Source organism: Paraburkholderia sp. WC7.3g (assembly GCF_050436345.1).
Taxonomy (GTDB): domain Bacteria; phylum Pseudomonadota; class Gammaproteobacteria; order Burkholderiales; family Burkholderiaceae; genus Paraburkholderia; species Paraburkholderia podalyriae.
The window spans coordinates 1061481-1083000 of record NZ_JBNDMA010000001.1 but is presented as its reverse complement, the minus strand read 5'-3'; the positions used below and the strand labels follow the sequence as shown (position 1 = coordinate 1083000).

The 21520-nt window shown below is 62.5% G+C and carries 15 protein-coding genes, 2 tRNA genes, 3 rRNA genes and 1 pseudogene; 14 read left to right on the top strand and 7 right to left on the bottom strand.

What is annotated here, in order from left to right; genetic code table 11:
* Positions 1-46 precede the first annotated feature (46 nt).
* From xylF to OKW43_RS05045, 5 genes are all read left to right on the top strand, one after another.
* Positions 47-1075 (top strand): D-xylose ABC transporter substrate-binding protein, encoded by a 1029-nt coding sequence (xylF, locus tag OKW43_RS05065; protein ID WP_429445633.1) that lies wholly within the window; start codon positions 47-49, stop codon positions 1073-1075.
* 95 nt (positions 1076-1170) lie between these two features.
* The gene (gene xylG, locus OKW43_RS05060) at positions 1171-2730 is read left to right on the top strand and encodes a D-xylose ABC transporter ATP-binding protein (protein WP_429445631.1); all 1560 of its coding nucleotides are present in this window, start codon (positions 1171-1173) and stop codon (positions 2728-2730) included.
* Positions 2727-3926, top strand: coding sequence for a sugar ABC transporter permease (locus OKW43_RS05055; RefSeq protein ID WP_429445629.1), 1200 nt, complete (start codon positions 2727-2729; stop codon positions 3924-3926). The genes xylG and OKW43_RS05055 overlap by 4 nt, the downstream gene beginning before the upstream one ends.
* Positions 3927-4205: 279 nt before the next feature.
* Positions 4206-6476, top strand: coding sequence for a molybdopterin cofactor-binding domain-containing protein (locus OKW43_RS05050; RefSeq protein WP_429445627.1), 2271 nt, complete (start codon positions 4206-4208; stop codon positions 6474-6476).
* A gap of 29 nt (positions 6477-6505) precedes the next feature.
* The gene (locus OKW43_RS05045; protein ID WP_187637767.1) at positions 6506-6967 is read left to right on the top strand and encodes a (2Fe-2S)-binding protein; all 462 of its coding nucleotides are present in this window, start codon (positions 6506-6508) and stop codon (positions 6965-6967) included.
* A gap of 22 nt (positions 6968-6989) precedes the next feature.
* Here the strand turns inward: OKW43_RS05045 and OKW43_RS05040 are convergent, their stop codons facing one another.
* The 5 genes from OKW43_RS05040 to OKW43_RS05020 form a co-directional block, all read right to left on the bottom strand.
* The gene (locus tag OKW43_RS05040) at positions 6990-8561 is read right to left on the bottom strand and encodes an efflux transporter outer membrane subunit (protein ID WP_429445625.1); all 1572 of its coding nucleotides are present in this window, start codon (positions 8559-8561) and stop codon (positions 6990-6992) included.
* Complete coding sequence (locus OKW43_RS05035) at positions 8558-9577, bottom strand: efflux RND transporter periplasmic adaptor subunit (protein WP_429445623.1); 1020 nt, start codon at positions 9575-9577, stop codon at positions 8558-8560. The genes OKW43_RS05040 and OKW43_RS05035 overlap by 4 nt, the downstream gene beginning before the upstream one ends.
* Entirely contained in the window at positions 9574-9783 is a 210-nt protein-coding gene (locus tag OKW43_RS05030) for a DUF1656 domain-containing protein (RefSeq protein WP_090808477.1), read from the bottom strand. Before OKW43_RS05030 ends, OKW43_RS05035 begins: the two co-directional genes overlap by 4 nt.
* Before the next feature lie 69 nt (positions 9784-9852).
* Positions 9853-11955, bottom strand: a complete 2103-nt coding sequence (locus tag OKW43_RS05025) for an FUSC family protein (protein WP_429445621.1) — start codon at positions 11953-11955, stop codon at positions 9853-9855.
* Positions 11956-11961: 6 nt separating this feature from the next.
* Positions 11962-12666, bottom strand: a complete 705-nt coding sequence (locus OKW43_RS05020) for a MarR family winged helix-turn-helix transcriptional regulator (RefSeq protein WP_429445619.1) — start codon at positions 12664-12666, stop codon at positions 11962-11964.
* 94 nt (positions 12667-12760) lie between these two features.
* On the opposite strand from OKW43_RS05020, the gene OKW43_RS05015 reads away from it, so the two are divergent.
* Positions 12761-12901 carry a hypothetical protein gene (locus tag OKW43_RS05015; RefSeq protein ID WP_187639554.1) on the top strand — a complete coding sequence of 47 codons (141 nt, stop codon included), beginning with the start codon at positions 12761-12763 and terminating at the stop codon, positions 12899-12901.
* Here OKW43_RS05015 and OKW43_RS05010 read toward each other — a convergent pair.
* Positions 12857-13050, bottom strand: a pseudogene (locus tag OKW43_RS05010) (hypothetical protein); the annotation flags it as partial. The gene OKW43_RS05015 and the pseudogene OKW43_RS05010 overlap by 45 nt on opposite strands.
* Positions 13051-13116: 66 nt before the next feature.
* On the opposite strand from OKW43_RS05010, the gene OKW43_RS05005 reads away from it, so the two are divergent.
* Positions 13117-13557, top strand: a complete 441-nt coding sequence (locus OKW43_RS05005; protein ID WP_187639558.1) for a hypothetical protein — start codon at positions 13117-13119, stop codon at positions 13555-13557.
* Positions 13558-13570: 13 nt separating this feature from the next.
* On the opposite strand, the gene OKW43_RS05000 is transcribed toward OKW43_RS05005, so the two are convergent.
* On the bottom strand, positions 13571-14191 hold the full coding sequence (locus OKW43_RS05000) for a histidine phosphatase family protein (RefSeq protein ID WP_429445617.1): 621 nt from the start codon (positions 14189-14191) through the stop codon (positions 13571-13573).
* A gap of 267 nt (positions 14192-14458) precedes the next feature.
* On the opposite strand from OKW43_RS05000, the gene OKW43_RS04995 reads away from it, so the two are divergent.
* The 7 genes from OKW43_RS04995 to rrf all read left to right on the top strand — a co-directional run bounded on the left by OKW43_RS04995 (position 14459) and on the right by rrf (position 21409).
* Positions 14459-14680 carry a CbtB domain-containing protein gene (locus OKW43_RS04995; RefSeq protein ID WP_187639556.1) on the top strand — a complete coding sequence of 74 codons (222 nt, stop codon included), beginning with the start codon at positions 14459-14461 and terminating at the stop codon, positions 14678-14680.
* A gap of 11 nt (positions 14681-14691) precedes the next feature.
* On the top strand, positions 14692-15432 hold the full coding sequence (locus tag OKW43_RS04990; RefSeq protein ID WP_187639557.1) for a CbtA family protein: 741 nt from the start codon (positions 14692-14694) through the stop codon (positions 15430-15432).
* 589 nt (positions 15433-16021) lie between these two features.
* Positions 16022-17554: ribosomal RNA gene (locus tag OKW43_RS04985) — 16S ribosomal RNA — on the top strand.
* Positions 17555-17630: 76 nt separating this feature from the next.
* Positions 17631-17707 (top strand) — tRNA-Ile (locus OKW43_RS04980).
* A gap of 53 nt (positions 17708-17760) precedes the next feature.
* Positions 17761-17836: transfer RNA gene (locus OKW43_RS04975), tRNA-Ala, on the top strand.
* Between the two features lie 366 nt (positions 17837-18202).
* Positions 18203-21084: ribosomal RNA gene (locus OKW43_RS04970) — 23S ribosomal RNA — on the top strand.
* Positions 21085-21295: 211 nt separating this feature from the next.
* Positions 21296-21409: ribosomal RNA gene (rrf, locus tag OKW43_RS04965) — 5S ribosomal RNA — on the top strand.
* The 16S, 23S and 5S rRNA genes sit together here with 2 tRNA genes alongside, the layout of an rRNA operon.
* Positions 21410-21520 lie beyond the last annotated feature (111 nt).

Below are 21520 nucleotides of genomic sequence, written 5' to 3'. Positions count from 1 at the left end.
CGATACGTCCGGTATTCCCGGCTATCACAACACAAAGGAGACAGAAATGAAATTCGCCATGCGTCGTAACGTACTGAGTTCGCTGTTGTGCGGAGCGGTACTCGCCAGCCTGTCGCTCGCCGCGCCGCTCGCGCACGCCAGCAAGGATCATCCGGAAATCGGCTTCTGTATTGACGATCTGCGCGTCGAGCGCTGGTCGCGCGATCGCGACTATTTCGTCGCCGCGGCGGAAAAGCTCGGCGCGAAGGTGTCCGTGCAATCGGCCGATGCGAGCGAAGAGCGTCAGATCTCGCAGATCGAAAACCTGATCTCGCGCGGCGTCGACGTGATCGTGATCGTGCCGTTCAACTCGAAGACGCTCGGCAACGCGGTGGCCGAAGCGAGGAAAGCGGGCATCAAGGTGGTGTCGTATGACCGGCTGATCCTCGACGCCGATATCGACGCCTACATCTCGTTCGACAACCAGAAGGTCGGCGAGATGCAGGCGCAAGGCGTCTACGACGTGCGGCCGAAGGGCAACTACTTCCTGCTCGGCGGCGCCCCGACCGACAACAACGCGAAGATGCTGCGCCAGGGCCAGTTGAAGGTGCTGCAGCCGGCGATCGACAAGGGTGACATCAAGATGGTCGGCCAGCAGTGGGTGCCGGAGTGGAGCGCATCGACCGCGCTGCGCATCATGGAAGACGCGCTGACCGCGAACAACAACAAGATCGACGCAGTCGTCGCGTCGAATGACGGCACCGCTGGCGGCGCGATCCAGGCGCTCGCCGCGCAAGGCCTCGCGGGCAAGGTACCGATCTCGGGTCAGGACGCCGACCTCGCTGCCGTCAAACGCGTGGCGGCCGGCACGCAGACGATGACGGTCTACAAGCCGCTGAAGCTGATCGCCGGCGAAGCGGCGAAGCTGTCGGTCGCGCTCGCCAAGGGCGAGAAGCCGGCCTTCAATGCGCAATACGATAACGGCAAGAAGAAAGTCGATACGGTGTTGCTGCAGCCGACCAAGCTGACGAAGGCCAACCTCGACCTCGTCGTGAAGGACGGCTTCTACACGCAGGAACAGCTCGCGAGCAAATAAAACGGAGAAGGGCGCGATGTGAACGCCACGCTCCCGGGTCATCGCGCCCCGGAGCGTGGTCGAACATCGGCCCACCTTGCAGCGAGGCATACCGAATGACGCAATCTCTTCTGACGATGCGCGGCATCGTCAAAGCTTTTTCCGGCGTAAAGGCGCTCGACGGCATCGATCTGAGCGTATCGCCGGGCGAATGCGTGGGCCTGTGCGGCGAAAACGGCGCGGGCAAATCGACGCTGATGAAGGTGCTGTCCGGCGTATATCCGCACGGCACCTGGGACGGCGAAATAACTTGGGAAGGCCAGCCGCTGAAGGCCGCGAGCGTACGCGACACCGAACGCGCGGGCATCATCATCATTCACCAGGAACTGATGCTCGTGCCGGAGCTGTCGGTCGCGGAAAACATCTTTCTCGGCAACGAAATCACGCTGCCCGGCGGGCGCATGAACTACGCGGCGATGTATCAGCGCGCCGACGAACTGTTGCGCGAACTCGGCATCAGCGGCATCAACGCCGCGCAGCCCGTGATGAACTACGGCGGCGGCCATCAGCAACTGATCGAGATCGCGAAGGCACTGAACAAACGCGCGAAGCTGTTGATTCTCGACGAACCGTCGTCGTCGCTGACCGCCTCCGAAATCGCGATTCTGCTCGACATCGTGCGCGATCTGAAGCGGCGCGGCATTGCCTGCGTGTACATCTCGCACAAGCTCGACGAAGTCGCGGCAGTCTGCGACACGATCAGCGTGATTCGCGACGGCCGCCATGTCGCGACCGAGCCGATGCAGGCACTGACGACCGAGCGGATCATCTCGCTGATGGTCGGCCGCGAGATCAAGAACCTGTTTCCGCGCGAGCCGCATCCGATCGGCGACGTGATCTTCGAAGCGCGCAACGTGACCTGTTTCGACGTGACGAATCCGCGCCGCAAGCGCGTGGACGACGTGTCGTTCTCGTTGCGGCGCGGCGAAATTCTCGGCGTTGCGGGGCTCGTCGGCGCGGGCCGCACCGAGTTGATGCAGGCGATCTTCGGCGCGTATGCGGGCGTCAGCGAGGCGAGCGTCGTGCTCGAGCGCAAGCCACTGAAAATTCGCGCGCCGATCGACGCGATTCGTGCCGGTATCGCGATGGTGCCCGAGGACCGCAAACGCCACGGCATCGTGCCGGGCATGAGCGTCGGTCATAACATCACGCTTGCGGTGTTGCAGCGTTTCGCCTCGGGCGGACGCATCGATTCCGCAGCCGAGCTCGACACGATTCAGACGGAAATGAAGCGGCTTTCGGTGCGCGCGGCGAATCCAATGCTATCGATTGCAAGTCTGTCGGGCGGCAATCAGCAAAAGGCCGTACTCACGCGCATGCTGCTGACCAACCCGACGGTGCTGATCCTCGACGAACCGACGCGCGGCGTCGACGTCGGCGCCAAATACGAGATCTACAAGCTGATCTTCCAACTGGCGCAGCGCGGCATGTCGATCGTGATGGTGTCGTCCGAGTTGCCGGAAGTGCTCGGCATCAGCGACCGTGTGCTCGTGATCGGCGAGGGCGAGTTGCGCGGCGACTTCGTCAACGACGGTCTCACGCAGGAAGACATTCTCGGCGCCGCGATCCGCCCCGTGCATCTATCTTCGAACCCAACCGCAGCGAGTGCCGCATGACTCCCGAAGTAACTTCCCAACGCACCGACAACGCCGCGCCGCGAGGCGCCTTCGCCGGCACGCAACGGATCCAGCAACTATTCGCGCGCTACAAGATTCTCGCGCTGCTGATCGCCGTCGCCGTGATCTGGATTTTCTTTTCGGCGCTGACGCACGGCGCGTTCGTCACGCCGCGCAATCTGTCGAATCTGCTGCGGCAGATGTCGATTACCGGCATGCTCGCGTGCGGCATGGTGTTCGTGATCATCGCCGGTGAAATCGATCTGTCGGTCGGTTCGCTGCTTGGTTTGCTCGGCGGCGTCGCGGCGATTCTCGACGTGAACCGGCACTGGCCGATCGGCGTGACGATTCCGGTCGTGTTGCTGCTTGGCATCGCGGTCGGGATGTTCAACGGCTGGTGGTCAACCTATCGGCGCGTGCCGTCGTTTATCGTCGGGCTCGGCGGCATGCTCGCGTATCGCGGCATTCTGCTCGGCATTACCGGCGGGTCGACGATCGCGCCGGTGTCGGACAGCTTCGTGTTCGTCGGCCAGGGCTATCTGCCGCGGTTCGCCGGCGACACGCTCGCCGTCGTGCTGTTCCTGCTGCTGGCATTCTTGACGATCCGCCAGCGCGCGAATCGGCAGCGTTATCAGCTGCGCGTCGTGCCGCTCTGGCAGGACGTCGCGAAGGTAATCGGCGCGGGCGCGATTCTCGCCGGCTTCATCGCGATGCTCGACAATTACGGCGGCATTCCGGTGCCGGTGTTGCTGCTGCTCGCGCTGCTCGGCATCTTCACATGGATCGCGACGCAGACCGTGTTCGGACGCCGCATCTACGCGGTCGGCTCGAACCTCGAAGCGACGCGGCTCTCGGGCGTCAACACCGACCGCGTGAAGCTCGCGATCTTCGCGCTGATGGGGCTGATGTGCGCGTTCGCCGGCATCGTCAACACCGCGCGGCTCGCGGCCGGTTCGCCGTCGGCGGGGTCGATGGGCGAACTCGACGCGATCGCCGCGTGCTTCATCGGCGGCACCTCGATGCGCGGCGGCTCCGGCACCGTGTACGGCGCGCTGATCGGCGCGCTCGTGATGGCGAGCCTCGACAATGGCATGTCGATGCTCGACGTCGACGCGTACTGGCAGATGATCGTGAAGGGCGGCATCCTCGTGCTGGCCGTATGGATCGACGTGGTGTCGGGTTCGAACCGCCGTTGATCCGGTCGCGTCATCGATTCAAGCGCGAGTTTGCGGTGTGCAGGCGGTTAGTCACGCTCGCACACCGTCGCCCGCGCGATCGCAGTTAATGAAACGCCCCACGACTTTCCCCCGCCGCTTTCGATCCCCGCCTTTGCGCGCCGCACGGCCGCTTCAGGCTCACGCGCGCATTTAACTCTCACGCTCGCCGATTCGTCTTATTACTATTCGCAGACAAAGACGGGTGCATCGGCGCTGTCGCCACTTTCCTGTCATCGAGCCAGCCGAGCGAGCCATGCCATGTTGACGCGCAGAACTTTCCTGCTGGGCGGCGCTACTGCGTTGGGCGGGCTGCTCGTCGGCTGGGCCGTGTTGCCGCCGCGACAGCGCTTGGTGACGTCGACACCGCTGCCGACGCAAGGCTCGCAGGTCGCGCTAAACGGCTGGATCAAAATCGACGCCGACAACCGCGTGACGATCATGATGCCCAAGGCCGAGATGGGGCAGGGCATCCATACCGGGCTCGCGATGGTGCTCGCCGAGGAGCTCGACGCCGACTGGTCGCAAGTGCAGGTCGAAGAGGCGCCGATCGACCGGATCTACAACGCGGTGCAGGGCATCGTCGACGAACTGCCGTTTCGCCCCGACGACGACAGCTACGTCCGGCGCGCCACCATATGGATCACGAGCAAGGCGGTGCGTGAGATCGGCACGATGATGACAGGCGGCTCATCGAGCATGAACGATCTGTGGACGCCGATGCGCGAGGCCGGCGCGTCGGCGCGCGTGATGCTGATCGGGGCGGCGGCCGGGCGCTGGGATGTGCCGGTCCGCGAATGCCGTGCGGAAAAGGGCTACGTGCTGCACCCCTCGGGGCACAAGGCGACGTTCGGTGAGTTGTCGTCGATGGCTGCGCGCCAACCGCTGCCGCGCAGCGTCGTCCTGAAGCAGGCCGCCCACTTCAAGCTGATCGGCCAGCCCATGCGGCGTATTGAAGCCGCGTCGAAAATCGATGGCGCGGCGCGCTTTGGGATCGACGTGCTGCCCAACGGTCTGCTCTATGCGAGCGTCGTGATGTGCCCGACGCTCGGCGGTACGGTCGCGCATTTCGACGCGACGCCTGCGCAAAAGATGCCGGGCTTCGTCAAGGCGCTCGCCGTGCCGCCGTATGCGGGCGGCACCGGCGGCGTGGCCGTGATCGCGGACAACGCGTTTCGCGCGATGACCGCGGTCGAGGCGATCGACGTGAGCTGGCATGACGGCGCGGCCGCGAAGGTGTCGAGCGCGGAGGTGGAGCGCCGCCTCGTCGCCGCGCTCGACGATAGCGACGGTCATGTGTATTTCCACATCGGCAACGTCGACAACGCGATGACTCGCGCGGCGCGCAGGATCGAAGCGGTGTATCACGCGCCGTACCTCGCGCATGGCGCGGTCGAGCCGCTGAACTGCACGGTGCAGGTCGCGGACGGCGCGGCGACCGTGTGGGTGTCGACGCAAATGCCGGCACTCGCGCGACAGCATGCGGCGAAAGCGCTCGGCATCGACGCCGATCTCGTCGATGTGCAGACGCAGTTGCTGGGCGGCGCGTTCGGGCGGCGCCTCGAACTCGATTTCATCGCGCAGGCCGCGGCGATCGCGCGCGAAGCCGATGGCCGTCCGGTGCAAACCATCTGGTCGCGCGCGCAGGACTTCACGCACGACTTCTACCGGCCTGCGTGTGCGGCATGGCTTCAGGCCGGCTTCGACGAGCACGGCAAGCTGGTGGCGTGGCATGCGAAGTCGGCGGGCCAGGCGATCGTGCCAGATGCGCTCGCGCGTTACTACGGCGTGCCGCACATCCCCATCGACAAGACCACCTGCGAAGGCGCGTTCGATCAGCCGTACGAGTGGCCGGCCGCGCGCGTGTCGCACAAGATCGTCGACTTGCCGGTGCCGGTCGGCTTCTGGCGCTCGGTCGGCCACTCGCATCAGGCCTTCTTCACCGAGAGCTTCACCGATGAAGCCGCGGCGGCAGCCGGCCAGGACCCGATCGCGTTTCGCGCGATGCTGCTCGCGCAGCATCCTCGTCATCTGGCGGTCCTCAAGCGTGTCGAGGCAATCTCGGAGTGGGGACGTCCGCTCAAACCCGCCGCCGATGGCGCGCGCTGCGCGCGTGGCGTCGCGTTGCACGAGGCGTTCGGCAGCGTCGTCGCGCAGGTCGCGGAGGTGTCGATCGGGGCGAACCGGCAGATTCGCGTGCATCGCGTGGTGTGCGTGATCGATTGCGGCTTGCCGGTGAATCCGAACCTGATCCGTCAGCAGATGGAGGGCGGCATCGTGTTTGGGCTGTCGAGCGCCCTGCAGAACGAGATTACGATCGTCAACGGTCAGGTGCGGCAGAAGAACTTCGTGGACTTTCCGGTCGTGCGGATGAACGCGTGCCCGGCGATCGAAGTCGACATCATGCCGAGTCAGCTGCATCCGCAAGGTGTCGGCGAACCGGGCGTGCCGCCGGTCGCGCCGGCGGTGGGCAATGCGGTGTTCGCGTTGACGGGGCAGCGTTTGCGCACGCTGCCGTTGCGGCTTGCATGACGGACGGCGCGGCGACTCAGGAGACGAGCGTGGCAATACTGAACATCAACGGACGGAAGGTGAAGATCGATGCCGATCCGGACATGCCGCTGCTATGGGTACTGCGCTGCGATCTCGGCATGACCGGCACGAAGTTCGGCTGCGGCGTGGGCATCTGCGGCGCGTGCACGATCAATCTCGATGATGCCGCATGCTTCGCGTGCCAGACGCCGATGTCGAGCCTGCACACGCAGAAGATCACGACGATCGAGGGTTTGCAGGGACGCGAGGCGCAGGCGCTGAAGGCCGCGTGGATCGAACTCGATGTGGTGCAGTGCGGTTATTGCCAGAGCGCGCAATTGATGGCGGCTTGCGCGTTGCTCAAGCGCAAGCCTGATCCGACCGATGCCGACATCGACGAGGCAATGACGCCGGTGGTATGCCGTTGCGGCACGTACCCGCGGGTGCGGGCGGCGATACATCAGGCGGCGGCGCAGGCCCGGAAGCGCTGAGTCACTCTCCCAGGCATGCCGTTCAGGGCGCTTTCACAGTCGACGCCGCCGACCCTCCGGACCTCGCCGTCGGCCTGGCGGCGACAGGTGTTGCCTTCAACTGCGGCGGCGTTTCGCCCGGCGTGCTCTGCCCGCCGATCTCCCACCCGCCGCCAAGCGACAGGAACAGATTGACCTGATCGACCGCCACCTGGCCCTCCGCCGCCGCAAGCTGCGACTTCGCGGCCGTCAGCGTGCGCGTCGCGTCGAGATCGGAGATGAACGACTCACGCCCGGCGCGATACAGCCGATGCGTTTCATCCGCCGATTGCGCCGCCGATTTCAGCGCCGCGCGCAGCGATTCGGCGCGCGCGTAGTCGGACGCGTAGGTCGCGAGGCTGGTCTCGGTTTCGCGCAGCGCGGTCAGCACCACGCCGTCGAACTTCGCGAGCGCGACCTGGCTCGACGCTTCGGCTTCGTGGACGCGTTGGCGCGCCCCATTGGTCGGGAAGGTCCAGCTGATTAGCGGACCAAAGGCCCACCGCGCCGTCGGCGAGGTGGGAATGTCTTCGAGAATGCCGGTGAACCCCGCCGACGCGCCGATGCTGATGCTCGGATAAAGCGCCCCGGTCGCGACGCCGATGCGCGCCGTCGATGCCGCGAGCTGACGCTCGGCTTCGTGTACGTCCGGGCGGCGCCGCAGCAGCGTGGCGCCATCGCCGATCGGAATCGGCTGGTGGGTTTGCGGCAGCCGGTCACAGGCGAGCACGGCCGGCGGCAATTGGGACGGCGCCTGGGCGAGCAGCATCGCGAGCCGGTATTGTGCGATCTTGCGGCGCGCGGTGTAGCGCGGAATGTCGGCCGTCAGAGTCTCGACCTGAGTCTGGCCGCTCGTGACCGCGGTCTGATTTCCGCGTCCCGCGTCGCGCAGACGGCGCGACACGTCCACGCGCTCCTTCTGTAGCGCGAGCGATTGCTGCGCGATGCGCAACTCCTCGGCCGCCGAGCATTGTTCGACGTACGAGCGCACCACGTCCGCGACGACAGTGATGCGTGCGAGGTCGCCCGCGGCTTCCACGGCCTCGGTGTCCGCCGCCGCCGCTTCGACGCCGCGGCGCAGCTTGCCGAACAGGTCGATTTCGTACGAAACGTTGATGCCCATGTCACCCAGGTTGGCGACCGGCAGTTTCTCGAAGAGCAGGAATTGTTCGGCCGATTCCTGCGCGCGCTGGATCGCCACCGACGCGTTGCCCGAAAAACCGCCCTGCGCTTGCGCTATGCCCAGCACCTCGCGCGAGCGCGCGAGATTCGCGGCCGCGATGCGCAGGTCGGTATTCGATTTCAACGCCTGGTCGACCAGACCGTTCAGCACTGGATCGTCGTACAGCTTCCACCAGACGGTCGGCGTGTTGAGGGTCGACGTCAGCCTGGGATCGGCGCCCTCGATTGCTCCGTTCGCGAGTGGCGCATTGACGAGCGCCTGCTTCGGCAGCGTGTAGTTCGGCCCGACGTTGATGCAGCCGTTCAGCGCGACGACGGTGATCGGCAATAACGGCAACAGTGGCAGCAGCGGCAAGCGCGGCGCCAGCGAGGACAAGGTACGCACAAGCTTCATTGCGACGCGCCCGATGGTGCGGTGGTTGTTGCCGCGGCCGGGCGCGCGGGTCCGGACGCCACCGACGAACCGGGTGCCACCGGCGCAGCCGAAGCCGCGACCGTGCCAGATGCGCCACCCGTGCCCGACACGGCTCGTCTCCTGACCGGCGACAGGTCACGCACCGACACCGTCGCGGTACGCCCCGCGATCAGGCGGAAATCAGCGGGCACTTCATCGAGCGCGACCCGCACCGGAATGCGCTGCGCGAGCCGCACCCAGCTGAACGCCGGGTTCACGTTCGGCAGCAGATTGGCGCTTTGCGTGCGGTCGCGGTCTTCGATACCGGCGACGATGCTCTGCACGTGGCCGCGCAGCGGCTTGGGCTCGCCCATCACGATGATGTCGACCGGCTGGCCGATGTCGATGCCGCGCAGCTTGGTTTCCTCGAAGTAGCCGTCGACGCGGAACGAATGCATGTCGACCACCGCGACTACCGCGCGGCCGGCCGCGACGAATTCGCCGGCGCGCGGCGCGCGGTCGTTCAGATAGCCGTCGACCGGGCTTTTGATCGTCGAGCGCTCGAGGTTCAGCTTCGCGGTGTCGATCGCGACGTTCGCGTCGACGAGCGCGGCTTCGCCCGCGTCGACGCGCGAGCGGCTTTCTTCGAGTACTTCGGCGGCGACGAGGTTGCCGAGCTGACGATTGCGCGCGTATTCGCGGCGGGCCTGATCGAGCGTCGCGCGGCGCTGCTGCGCCGTTGCCTCGGCCTGACGCAATGCGAGCGTGTAGCGCGCCTGATCGATCCTGAACAGCACCTGGCCCTGCTTGACCTGCTGGTTGTCCATGACCTCGACCGACGAAATCAGTCCCGACACGTCGGGCGCGACCTGGATCACGTCGGCGCGTACGCGCCCGTCGCGGGTCCACGGCGCGAACATGTAGTAGTTGACGAGTTTCCACAGCACGAATGCTGCGATCACTACGACGATCAGGGTCAGCAGGATCTGACCGACGGAGAACCAGGTTTTTTTCACGTTATTAGTCTGTGCGAAACGACGACGACAAGGCCCAGCACCAGCACATAGACGCCGAGATCGAAGATGGAGCGATGCCAGACGAAGCGGTAAAAGCCGGTGTAATCGAGCGCGGTGCGAATGCCGAGGTTGATCAGATACGCAATCAACATCAGGACCAGCACGGACGGTACGAACACGCCGAAGATATCGATTTCACCGATCATCGCGGGAACTGGGAAAGGGGGGGGCGGGGTGGGCAGGCGGGTGCAAGCAGGGGCGCAAGAATGGGTGCATCACGCGGCGGCCTCCGGTTCGGTCGGCGTTGGTTTCGTGAGGGTCGCCGGAAACAGCGAAAGACGCAAGCCGACCAGCGCGTGCAGCGCATCGCGCAACTGACGGGCCGAGGTCTGCGAGGTCTCGGTCGGCGCCGCGGCATTGGCGAGCCCCTGCGCGGTGACGCGCGCGACGGCCACGTCGATCAACGACAACAGGCTGTCCGGCACCGGCTCGCGGTGGCGTCGATCGATGCAGCTCTCGTAGTATGCACGCACTCCATCGAGAACATGGTCGATCGCGCCGGCCGCTTCGCCGCCGAGCTTGCGTGTGAGGCGGCGCAGGTCCAGCGCGTTGAACCCGATGCGCAGATCGCGGAAGCTCTCGATCGACGGATGGCGGTAATCGTCGGTGGCCGCGAGGCGCGGGATCAATTGCATCAGCCGGTCGAGCATGCGTGCAGCGAGATTGCGCGGATCTTCGATCGGCCGCGTCGACGCGGTCAGCGCGACGTCGGCCCAACTCGAGCGCAACAGGCGCGCCGCGGCCAGCTCGGCGCCGAATGGGCGCGTTGCACGGGTCCACAAGTATGCATAGAGCAGGCCGGAGAGGCCCGCGAGGTTGGCGTTCAGGAACGTCAGGAAGTTCGCGTCGTACGCGTCCTGAATGCTGATGAAGGTGGCCGTGTTCACCGCGACCAGCACCGTCACCATGTTGAACTGCGGGCGCGGAATCAGCGTGCCGACCAGAATGAACGGCGCGGCGAACAGGATCACCAGCATCGGGAAGTCGTGCACCTGCGGCAGCACGACGAACAGATAGAGACCCGCGGCCACGACGGCGACGCCAGTCGCGAGGAAGAAGCGGAACACGAACGGCGCGGGTTCGTCGAGCGCGGCGAAGAAGCAGCAAGCGACCGCCGCGAGCGTGACCGCGCTCGCGCCGTCGTTCCAGCCCGAGCCGATCCACAGCGCGCACGCGAGCACCACAGCCGCGGCCGCCGACACGGTCGCGAACAGCATCATGCCGCGATCGTAGAAGCGCTCGGTGCCGCCGAGTCGCCAGTGACGGAAATGCGGCCGCCACGAACCTTCCTCGCGCGTGATGATGATGCGCAGCGAGCGGCAGTCTTGCCACACGTCGATCACTTGCCCCAGGCGCCACAGTGCATTCGACAGCAGCGCGCCGTCCCAATGCGTGAGCGCGGCGGCGGGCGGGTGCATCGCGGCGATGCGCGCGCGCAGCGCGTTGGCGGTCTCGTCCGCGTGATAACCCTCGCTCGGCGCGGGCAGCGGTTGGTTGAACCACCTGATGACGTCGTCGATCAGCGTCTGAAGTCCTTCGGGCCAGTGTTGCGGGCCGTTGTTGTAGAGCGCGAGCAGCGGATCGGCCAGCGACGACATGATCGGCAGCAGCAACTGCATGCGGCCGCGCAGCTCATGCGCGCGCGCGAGCACGTCGGGGCGCGTGTGATCGTAGGCGAGCTGGCTCAGCAGCAACTCGAGACCGTTTATCGTGCTCGCGAGCCGTTGCCGCGCGCCGGAAATCGCCGAGCTCGCGATCCGGCCCGACAGCGTTTCGGTCGCGTAGAACGCGGCATCGCGAAACCATTCGTCGGTGCGCTCGATGATCGTCGGCGCGAGCCGACTCGGAAACACCGCGCTGCCGACGATACTCGCGCACACGATGCCGAGAATGATCTCCTCGGTCCGGCTCACGGCGAGATCGAAGACGCCGGTCGGATTCGTCACCGACGGCAGCGCGATGATCGGCATCGTATAGGCCGCCAGCATGAACACGTAGCTGCGCGCGGTGCGGTCCGACACCGCGAGGTAGAGCATCGTGCCGGTCCACGCCGCGACGACCATGCTGAACAGGTACGGCGATTCGACGAACGGCGGCACCAGCAGCACCGCGCCCGACGCGCCGAGCGCGGTACCCAGCGCACGATAGATCGCCTTCGAGCGGGTTGCGCCGACGAACGGGTTCGACACGATGTAGACGGTGGCCATCGCCCAATACGGCCGCGGCAGTTCGAACGCGAGGCCGATGTAGAGCGCGAGCATGGCCGCGGCGAAAGTCTTGACGGAGAACAGCCAGTCGCGGAGAGTGGGATAGACCATGAGCCGTTATGCGGAATCGGCGTTGTGCGGCGCGGTGGCTCGCGCGCCGCGTTTGGTGGACTTGCGCACCTTGACGGTGCCGCGCGATTTACTGGCCGTTTTAGCAGCGCTTTTGCCGCTCGTCCGTTTGCCATTGCTCGCAAGCGTCTCGCTTTTGGCGGGCTCGCGCTTCGCCGACGAGGTGCGCTTCGTCTCCTCGTGCCTGACCGATTCCGGGCGCACGGGCCGCGCGCGTTTGTGCCGCGCGTCGCGCTCGACGCTTCCCGGTTCGGCGCGTCCGGCGGCATCGGTCGTGAATGCGTGAAGCACGCGCAGGGCGGCTTCGAGATCGTCGCGCGATACGCCTTTGAGCGCCCGCGCACGCAGCGTGACCAGTTCCTCTTCCATCTTCGCTGTGACGGCGCGGCCTTCGTCGGTCAGTACGACAGTTTTGGCGCGACGATCTTCGGGATCTTCGTCGCGGCGCATCAGGCCGGCCACGCACAACTGGTCGAGCAGCCGCACGAGCGATGGCCCCTCGATGCCGACGTGATCGGCGAGCGTGACCTGACGCACCGCCGAGCCGAGCCGGCTGGCGGTCAGAAGCGGCGTCGCGCACGCTTCGGAGACGTTGAAGGCCGCGAGCACGCCATGACTCGTGCGCCGCCACTTTCGGGCGGCGACGACCAGCGTGCTGCTGACAGTGCGGCGCAGCGCATCGAGATTCGACATGGCCGGTATTGTATTTCCAAAATATTCGTTAGCAAGCTATTCAATTGGAAATACTTGATTCACGCGACCAGGCAGATCTGCACCGTGAGCGCCGATGCCTTCTTCGCTGAAGATGCGCGCGGCGCCGCCCGCCTGCATCGCGATGCCATACGCGTTGCACTCGCGCGACGAGAAGTGGCGCTACAGCGTGTGTAATGAAGAGCCCGGTCTGCCCGTCGTCGAGGCCTTTGAGTAAGAGTTGCAACGCGAGGGTGGTTTTACCTGTGCGTGGCTCGTGAGACCGCCGCCCAGGATGTCGTCGATTCCTTCGACGCCCGACGATAAGCGGGCGGGGTAGGGGCGGCGGGTGTGGTTCGCGGCTTTATGCGCATCGGCATGAAGCATGCGTGCTGGATGCGAGGCTCGCTGCCAGCCTTTTTCAGGCAGCACTTTGAAAGCTTCACGCACAACATGAAAACCTGTCGACTCTCCGCTACCGCGTTCATCGTGGCATCGCTCGTTGCGCTGCTGTCGGTCAGCGCATCCGCCGACGATAGCCCCAGACCTTGCGCGGCGCTCAAACGAATCGTGGCCGCGGCGCCGGATGGCTTCGCCTCGCTCACGCCCGACGACGGCAAAGGCGTCGCGCAACCCTATGGCGACGACGCTCAATGTTCAGGCGCGCATCGCAGTTTCCAGTGCACGTGGACGCCGCATCAGGCGGTGGGCTCGGACGCGGACGCACTGGAAGCGGTCGCGGCCGACATCGCGTCGTGTCTGCCCGACGCGACGCACGATCAGAATTCGCCGGGACGTCAGCACTTTTATCTGGGCGCGAAGAATCAGCGCACCGAGATCACGCTGACGCCAGCGGGGTCCAATAGGTTGCGGCTCGTGGTGTCGGGCAGGTAAGCGGCGGTTCCGCTCAGGTGGTGGCGGTCGGCCACCAGGTCCGGCCGCGTCGCGAGTGGCGTAACTCAACGATCGACAGCGGCGCGATCTCGATGCGATAGAACACGGCTGGCGATGCGCCGAGGGCGTGCACAATTGCCGCGCGCAGGAGCGGCATGTGTGTGATTGCGACAATCGTTCGATGGTGCGCCGAGGCAGCGAAGCCTGCTTCGTTGACGGCATTGTATGAACGCACGTCCGCTTGCTGCGCGTCGAGCCATTCTCCAATCCGTCGCACGAGTTGACCGAATGATTCGCCGCCGGGCGGCGCGGCGTCGGCTTCGCGTGTCCACGCGGCGAGCTCGCAGGGCGTTTCGTCGGCAATGTCCGCGAGACGCTGGCCGCGCCATTTGCCGTAGTCGATATCCGCCAATGCGTCGGCCGCCGTGGCGCTCAGACCGAGCGCCACGGCGGTATCGCGCGCGCAGGACGCAGGGCTGGTGAACATGGCAGCGTCGGCCGGAAGCGCGAGGCGTGCGCGCGCCGCTTCGGCTTCGGCGCGGCCGCGCGCGTCGAGCGGATCGTCGGCGGGGAAGCGGCCCGCGCGCTGCGCGGCCGTTGCCGCATGGCTCACCAGTAGTAGTCGCGTATCCATTCGTTGCCTTTGCGACGCATTCGCACTTGCCTGCGTGGCTTCATCGGCTCGCAGCGCGCGTTGCCCGGTAGCCCTCGCCGTCGCGAAAGCCGCAGTTTAGCGCGTAGAATAGTGGCGCTGCGAAGCACGGAAGCCGGTGAGAGCCCGGCGCGGTCGCGCCACTGTAATCGGCATTGCAATCCACAACAGCCGAAAGCCAGACCTGAGCTTCGCACCATTCCTCTGCAATCGACTTTCGGGGCGCGTCACCCCCAGGAGATGTTCATCATGACCGAAGCTGTCTTCAATGCCGCCGCGCAACCGGCGGCCGAGCCCACTCCCATTCCTTTGCGCGAACTATTACCGTGGGTAGTGTTCGGCGGTTTGCTGCTGTTGCTTGCGCTTTACTTCGTTGGTGCGGAAGAGGGTGCGACGTCGCTCGTGCCCGGCATGTACGTGCATGAGTTCGTGCACGACGGCCGCCATCTGCTCGGCTTTCCCTGCCACTAACGGAGCTCGACATGGTAGGTAAATTGTTGGTGCGCGGAATGCTCGCGGGCATCGTCGCGGGCTTGCTCACGTTCGCGTTCGCGCGAATCGTCGGCGAACCGCAGGTCGATCAGGCCATTTCATTCGAAGCAAAAGCGGCCGCCGCGCGCGGCGAGGCGGCCGAGCCCGAAATCGTGAGCCGTGAGACGCAGGCAGGTCTCGGCCTGCTGACTGGTGTCGTCACTTATGGCGCGGCATTCGGCGGTCTGTTCTCGCTGGTGTTTGCTTATTCGTATGGACGGGCGGGCACCTTGAGCGTGCGCGCTCTGTCCGCGTGGCTCGCGCTCGGTGCGTTCATTGCGCTCGTGATCGTGCCGAATCTTAAGTATCCGGCCAATCCGCCGTCGGTGGGTGATCCGGAGACGATTGGCACGCGCACGGGCCTGTTCTTTCTGATGATCGCGATTTCGCTCGCGACGATGGTGTTTTCGCTGAAGGTGAGGCGTCGCGCGGCGGCGAAGCTGGGCGCGTGGAACGGTTCGATCGTCGCGGGGCTCCTGTTCGTCGTGATCATCGCGGCCGTACAACTGTCGATGCCGGTCCTCAATGAAGTGCCGGCCGCGTTCCCGGCTGTGCTGCTGTGGAAGTTCCGCGTCGCGGCGATCGGCATGCAGGTGATCACGTGGACGACGATCGGGTTGCTGTTCGGCGCGATGGTCGAGCGCAGCGCTTTTATGCGCACGAATGCGCGTGTGACGATGAAGTCGGTCTGAATGGGAGCGCGAAGCGCGGCCGCGCTTCGCGCGCAACGCGCGAGAACGGTTTTGCGTCAAGTACTTGGCGCGGTTGTGGAGTGGTTATCCACAGGCTTGCGAACATTTTCTGTGGAAAAGCTGCTGAGCGACTTTTCGCAACGCCACTCTTCTCATCCCTTTCGCGCGACGAGCGGGCAAATTAACTCGGATGTCTAAGCAATTGGAATCTCGCGCGAGGTTGCTCAATTTTTAAGCTCTTCAACTTTTTAAAATAAAAGGTGAGAAGGGTATTGACGGGACATGGACCGCTCTCCATAATCTCGCTTCTCTGCTGCAGATGCAGCGACGCAAACGAAGCGGTGCCGGTGGTTGTGGTGCAGGTGCTGCGGGTTGGGCGGAACGATCTTTAAAAACTAACAGCCGATAAGTGTGGGCGCTTGATGCGCAGTGCGACGGCGGGTTCTGCGGAACCTGCTGTCAGGCAACAGTATCAGGAAGCCTCACACAGTAACAGAGGAAGGTTGATCTGTCGGAAGACGGATTGATCATCGTCAGTACGTTGAGTGAGCGACCGGTTCAGAGATGGACCGAAAACAGTAACAGGTTTGAACTGAAGAGTTTGATCCTGGCTCAGATTGAACGCTGGCGGCATGCCTTACACATGCAAGTCGGACGGCAGCACGGACTTCGGTCTGGTGGCGAGTGGCGAACGGGTGAGTAATACATCGGAACGTGTCCTGGAGTGGGGGATAGCCCGGCGAAAGCCGGATTAATACCGCATACGCTCTGAGGAGGAAAGCGGGGGATCTTTCGGGACCTCGCGCTCAAGGGGCGGCCGATGGCAGATTAGGTAGTTGGTGGGGTAAAGGCCTACCAAGCCGACGATCTGTAGCTGGTCTGAGAGGACGACCAGCCACACTGGGACTGAGACACGGCCCAGACTCCTACGGGAGGCAGCAGTGGGGAATTTTGGACAATGGGGGCAACCCTGATCCAGCAATGCCGCGTGTGTGAAGAAGGCCTTCGGGTTGTAAAGCACTTTTGTCCGGAAAGAAAGTTCCGGGGCTAATACCCCTGGGGGATGACGGTACCGGAAGAATAAGCACCGGCTAACTACGTGCCAGCAGCCGCGGTAATACGTAGGGTGCGAGCGTTAATCGGAATTACTGGGCGTAAAGCGTGCGCAGGCGGTGCTGTAAGACCGATGTGAAATCCCCGGGCTTAACCTGGGAACTGCATTGGTGACTGCAGCGCTGGAGTATGGCAGAGGGGGGTGGAATTCCACGTGTAGCAGTGAAATGCGTAGAGATGTGGAGGAACACCGATGGCGAAGGCAGCCCCCTGGGCCAATACTGACGCTCATGCACGAAAGCGTGGGGAGCAAACAGGATTAGATACCCTGGTAGTCCACGCCCTAAACGATGTCAACTGGTTGTCGGGCCTTCATTGGCTTGGTAACGAAGCTAACGCGTGAAGTTGACCGCCTGGGGAGTACGGTCGCAAGATTAAAACTCAAAGGAATTGACGGGGACCCGCACAAGCGGTGGATGATGTGGATTAATTCGATGCAACGCGAAAAACCTTACCTACCCTTGACATGTATGGAATCCTGGCGAGAGCCGGGGGTGCCCGAAAGGGAGCCATAACACAGGTGCTGCATGGCTGTCGTCAGCTCGTGTCGTGAGATGTTGGGTTAAGTCCCGCAACGAGCGCAACCCTTGTCCCTAGTTGCTACGCAAGAGCACTCCAGGGAGACTGCCGGTGACAAACCGGAGGAAGGTGGGGATGACGTCAAGTCCTCATGGCCCTTATGGGTAGGGCTTCACACGTCATACAATGGTCGGAACAGAGGGTTGCCAAGCCGCGAGGTGGAGCCAATCCCGGAAAACCGATCGTAGTCCGGATCGCACTCTGCAACTCGAGTGCGTGAAGCTGGAATCGCTAGTAATCGCGGATCAGCATGCCGCGGTGAATACGTTCCCGGGTCTTGTACACACCGCCCGTCACACCATGGGAGTGGGTTTTACCAGAAGTGGCTAGTCTAACCGCAAGGAGGACGGTCACCACGGTAGGATTCATGACTGGGGTGAAGTCGTAACAAGGTAGCCGTATCGGAAGGTGCGGCTGGATCACCTCCTTTCCAGAGCTATGCATTGCTCGCGTCAAGTGCTCACGCTTATCGGCTGTGGTGATGAAAGAAACGCAGACAGGCTCAGGGGTCTGTAGCTCAGCCGGTTAGAGCACCGTCTTGATAAGGCGGGGGTCGATGGTTCGAATCCATCCAGACCCACCAGTGTCTTGTCTGGTGAGCTGAAGGGCTGGGGCCTCTGGAATATCTGTGGGACTGGGGGATTAGCTCAGCTGGGAGAGCACCTGCTTTGCAAGCAGGGGGTCGTCGGTTCGATCCCGTCATCCTCCACCAATCCTCAATGCGCAGGGCTCTGCATGAAGGCAGAGCGTTGCGCATTGGCGATTGAGCCAGTCAGGGCGGTATGAGGCACAAGCCTGATACCGGCTGTCGTTCTTTAACAATCAGGAAGAAGTAGTAAGGAGATTCACGAAAGCGTGCCTGGAGATGGGTGTGTGAGTAGGTGAATCAGGGTTGTGATTGTATCGATGTATTTTAAAGGTGATCGAGAGATCGCTTTGGAATACGGCGCAACACGAATACTCAACCTGTAGCGGAACGTGAATGGTCGACTCCTTCGGGAACCTGTCCCCTCCGGGGATGGGACCAGAGTAAGCGCTAAAGCGCTAACACTGGTCGACAGAGACACACCCGTTATAGGGTCAAGCGAACAAGTGCATGTGGTGGATGCCTTGGCGATCACAGGCGATGAAGGACGCGGTAGCCTGCGAAAAGCTCCGGGGAGCTGGCAAACGAGCCTTGATCCGGAGATGTCCGAATGGGGAAACCCACCTCTTCTGAGGTATCCGTAGCTGAATCCATAGGCTACGCGAAGCGAACGCGGTGAACTGAAACATCTAAGTAACCGCAGGAAAAGAAATCAACCGAGATTCCCAGAGTAGTGGCGAGCGAAATGGGAGCAGCCTGTACACGTTATCTGTATTGTTAGTCGAACGCTCTGGAAAGTGCGGCCATAGCAGGTGATAGCCCTGTAGACGAAAACAGCATGGAAGGACTGGGTGTACGAGAAGTAGGGCGGGACACGTGAAATCCTGTCTGAAGATGGGGGGACCATCCTCCAAGGCTAAATACTCGTGATCGACCGATAGTGAACCAGTACCGTGAGGGAAAGGCGAAAAGAACCCCGGGAGGGGAGTGAAACAGATCCTGAAACCGCATGCATACAAACAGTCGGAGCCTCTGCGAAGGGGTGACGGCGTACCTTTTGTATAATGGGTCAGCGACTTACATTCAGTGGCGAGCTTAACCGATTAGGGCAGGCGTAGCGAAAGCGAGTCCGAACAGGGCGTCCAGTCGCTGGGTGTAGACCCGAAACCAGGTGATCTATCCATGGCCAGGTTGAAGGCACGGTAACACGTGCTGGAGGACCGAACCCACTAACGTTGAAAAGTTAGGGGATGAGCTGTGGATAGGGGTGAAAGGCTAAACAAACCTGGAAATAGCTGGTTCTCTCCGAAAACTATTTAGGTAGTGCCTCGTGTATCACCTTCGGGGGTAGAGCACTGTCATGGTTGTGGGGTCCATTGCGGATTACTACGCCATAGCAAACTCCGAATACCGAAGAGTGCAATCACGGGAGACAGACATCGGGTGCTAACGTCCGGTGTCAAGAGGGAAACAACCCAGACCGCCAGCTAAGGTCCCCAAATATGGCTAAGTGGGAAACGAAGTGGGAAGGCTAAAACAGTCAGGAGGTTGGCTTAGAAGCAGCCACCCTTTAAAGAAAGCGTAATAGCTCACTGATCGAGTCGTCCTGCGCGGAAGATGTAACGGGGCTAAGCCATATACCGAAGCTGCGGATGCACAGTAATGTGCATGGTAGGAGAGCGTTCCGTAAGCCTGCGAAGGTGCACTGGAAAGTGTGCTGGAGGTATCGGAAGTGCGAATGCTGACATGAGTAGCGATAAAGGGGGTGAAAGGCCCCCTCGCCGTAAGCCCAAGGTTTCCTACGCAACGTTCATCGGCGTAGGGTGAGTCGGCCCCTAAGGCGAGGCAGAAATGCGTAGCTGATGGGAAGCAGATTAATATTTCTGCACCATTGTGAAATGCGATGGGGGGACGGATCGCGGAAGGTTGTCCGGGTGTTGGAAGTCCCGGTCCTTGCATTGGAGAAGGCGCTTTGGCAAATCCGGGCGCGGGATTCAAGGGTGCGAGGCGAGTCGCTTAGGCGACGAAGCAACTGGAAGGGGTTCCAGGAAAAGCCTCTAAGCTTCAGTTTCACAGTGACCGTACCGCAAACCGACACAGGTGGGCGAGATGAGTATTCTAAGGCGCTTGAGAGAACTCGGGAGAAGGAACTCGGCAAATTGGTACCGTAACTTCGGGATAAGGTACGCCCTCATAGCCTGACTGGCCTGCGCCAGAAGGGTGAAAGGGTTGCAATAAACTGGTGGCTGCGACTGTTTAATAAAAACACAGCACTCTGCAAACACGAAAGTGGACGTATAGGGTGTGACGCCTGCCCGGTGCCGGAAGATTAAATGATGGGGTGCAAGCTCCTGATTGAAGTCCCGGTAAACGGCGGCCGTAACTATAACGGTCCTAAGGTAGCGAAATTCCTTGTCGGGTAAGTTCCGACCTGCACGAATGGCGTAACGATGGCCACACTGTCTCCTCCCGAGACTCAGCGAAGTTGAAGTGTTTGTGATGATGCAATCTCCCCGCGGCTAGACGGAAAGACCCCATGAACCTTTACTGTAGCTTTGCATTGGACTTTGAACCGGTCTGTGTAGGATAGGTGGGAGGCTGTGAAGCGTGAACGCCAGTTTGCGTGGAGCCGACCTTGAAATACCACCCTGATCTGTTTGAGGTTCTAACCCTGGTCCGTGATCCGGATCGGGGACAGTGCATGGTAGGCAGTTTGACTGGGGCGGTCTCCTCCCAAAGTGTAACGGAGGAGTACGAAGGTACGCTAGGTACGGTCGGAAATCGTGCTGATAGTGCAATGGCATAAGCGTGCTTGACTGTGAGACTGACAAGTCGAACAGGTGCGAAAGCAGGTCATAGTGATCCGGTGGTTCTGTATGGAAGGGCCATCGCTCAACGGATAAAAGGTACTCTGGGGATAACAGGCTGATACCGCCCAAGAGTTCATATCGACGGCGGTGTTTGGCACCTCGATGTCGGCTCATCTCATCCTGGGGCTGTAGCCGGTCCCAAGGGTATGGCTGTTCGCCATTTAAAGAGGTACGTGAGCTGGGTTTAAAACGTCGTGAGACAGTTTGGTCCCTATCTGCCGTGGGCGCTGGATATTTGAAGGGGGCTGCTCCTAGTACGAGAGGACCGGAGTGGACGAACCTCTGGTGTACCGGTTGTCACGCCAGTGGCATCGCCGGGTAGCTATGTTCGGAAGAGATAACCGCTGAAAGCATCTAAGCGGGAAACTCGCCTTAAGATGAGATATCCCCGGGGCTTCGAGCCCCTTGAAGGGTCGTTCAAGACCAGGACGTTGATAGGTCAGGTGTGCACGTACAGTAATGTACTGAGCTAACTGATACTAATTGCCCGTAAGGCTTGATCCTATAACCGGTGTGTGTCGGCAGCCGTTAGCGCTTCAGCGCTTATGGATGCCCCACCCTGCGCAAAGCGCAGGGTCTTATGCAGACCACACACGGTTGAGATCAGTGTTGTGCCAGAAACAACACAACCTGCCTTACCCTGGTGAGCATCACCAGAAACTACTTCTTCCAGATTGGCTGTGGCGCGCACCCCGCGACGCAGCAACCCGTCATGCCTGATGACCATAGCGAGTCGGTCCCACCCCTTCCCATCCCGAACAGGACCGTGAAACGACTCCACGCCAATGATAGTGCGGATTGCCCGTGTGAAAGTAGGTAATCGTCAGGCTCCTTACCCCGTCAGAAACCCCACCCCTCGCGGTGGGGTTTTTGCGTTTACGCGGCCGTCACCGGAAGAGATGACGTCTCCGTGACAATCGAACCGCCGCAATTTAACAAT

Excerpts from the sequence above, each read along its gene's own strand:
- xylF (WP_429445633.1), top strand. The coding sequence starts at position 47 with ATGAAATTCGCCATGCGTCGTAACGTACTGAGTTCGCTGTTGTGCGGA.
- xylG (WP_429445631.1), top strand. The coding sequence starts at position 1,171 with ATGACGCAATCTCTTCTGACGATGCGCGGCATCGTCAAAGCTTTTTCC.
- OKW43_RS05055 (WP_429445629.1), top strand. The coding sequence starts at position 2,727 with ATGACTCCCGAAGTAACTTCCCAACGCACCGACAACGCCGCGCCGCGA.
- OKW43_RS05050 (WP_429445627.1), top strand. The coding sequence starts at position 4,206 with ATGTTGACGCGCAGAACTTTCCTGCTGGGCGGCGCTACTGCGTTGGGC.
- OKW43_RS05040 (WP_429445625.1), bottom strand. The coding sequence starts at position 8,561 with ATGAAGCTTGTGCGTACCTTGTCCTCGCTGGCGCCGCGCTTGCCGCTG.
- OKW43_RS05030 (WP_090808477.1), bottom strand. The coding sequence starts at position 9,783 with ATGATCGGTGAAATCGATATCTTCGGCGTGTTCGTACCGTCCGTGCTG.
- OKW43_RS05025 (WP_429445621.1), bottom strand. The coding sequence starts at position 11,955 with ATGGTCTATCCCACTCTCCGCGACTGGCTGTTCTCCGTCAAGACTTTC.
- OKW43_RS05020 (WP_429445619.1), bottom strand. The coding sequence starts at position 12,666 with ATGTCGAATCTCGATGCGCTGCGCCGCACTGTCAGCAGCACGCTGGTC.
- OKW43_RS05015 (WP_187639554.1), top strand. The coding sequence starts at position 12,761 with ATGCCTTCTTCGCTGAAGATGCGCGCGGCGCCGCCCGCCTGCATCGCG.
- OKW43_RS05005 (WP_187639558.1), top strand. The coding sequence starts at position 13,117 with ATGAAAACCTGTCGACTCTCCGCTACCGCGTTCATCGTGGCATCGCTC.
- OKW43_RS05000 (WP_429445617.1), bottom strand. The coding sequence starts at position 14,191 with ATGGATACGCGACTACTACTGGTGAGCCATGCGGCAACGGCCGCGCAG.
- OKW43_RS04995 (WP_187639556.1), top strand. The coding sequence starts at position 14,459 with ATGACCGAAGCTGTCTTCAATGCCGCCGCGCAACCGGCGGCCGAGCCC.
- OKW43_RS04990 (WP_187639557.1), top strand. The coding sequence starts at position 14,692 with ATGGTAGGTAAATTGTTGGTGCGCGGAATGCTCGCGGGCATCGTCGCG.